The sequence below is a fragment of the Acidovorax sp. KPB24-03 genome (assembly GCF_057546605.1).
In genome coordinates, this window is sequence record NZ_BAAJYR010000930.1 from 1 (window position 1) to 598 (window position 598).

A 598-nucleotide genomic window follows, 5' to 3' on the forward strand; every position below is an offset into this window, starting at 1 on the left:
CGCCCGGGCCCTGCGCCCCCGCTGGCCTGCGCGCCGTCAGTCCGCCGACGCGATCAGGTCCACCTCCACCGAGGCGTTCTTGGGCAGCTGCAGCACGCCGACCGAGGTGCGCGTGTGCGCCCCGGCCACCGGCCCCAGCACGTGAAATAGCACCTGCGAGGCCGCATCGGCCACCTCGCTTTGCTGCGTGAAGCCGGGCGCGGACTGCACGTACACCGTGATGCGCGGCACGGCGCGCACCGCATCCAGCGTACCCAGGCTGCGCTGCAGCGGCGCCAGGGCGCGCATCACGCACACCTGGGCGGCATGCTGCGCGCGCTCCAGGGGCACCTGCGCGCCCACGGCGCCGGTGACCACCACGGTGTCGCCCACGCGCGGGATCTGGCCGCTCAGGTAGATCTGCCGGCCGTCGCGCACCAGCGGCACGTAGTTGCCGCCGATCTTGATCTCGCCATCGAAGCGGTGGCCCAGGGCCAGCGCCTGTTCTTCGAACCGTGCATCGCAGGACATGGAATCTTTCCTCGGGTGTGGGACGGTGGAGGGAGTTGAAACAAAAAGTGCCCCCAGCACAATGGGTACTAGGGCATAGTGCTATTAA

General features: G+C 69.6%; 1 protein-coding gene. It reads right to left on the bottom strand.

Going from position 1 to position 598, the window contains the following annotated elements; translation table 11 throughout:
- Positions 1–36: 36 nt before the first annotated feature.
- Complete coding sequence (locus AC27KI_RS26865) at positions 37–510, bottom strand: RidA family protein (RefSeq protein WP_487116954.1); 474 nt, start codon at positions 508–510, stop codon at positions 37–39.
- Between the last annotated feature and the right edge of the window lie 88 nt (positions 511–598).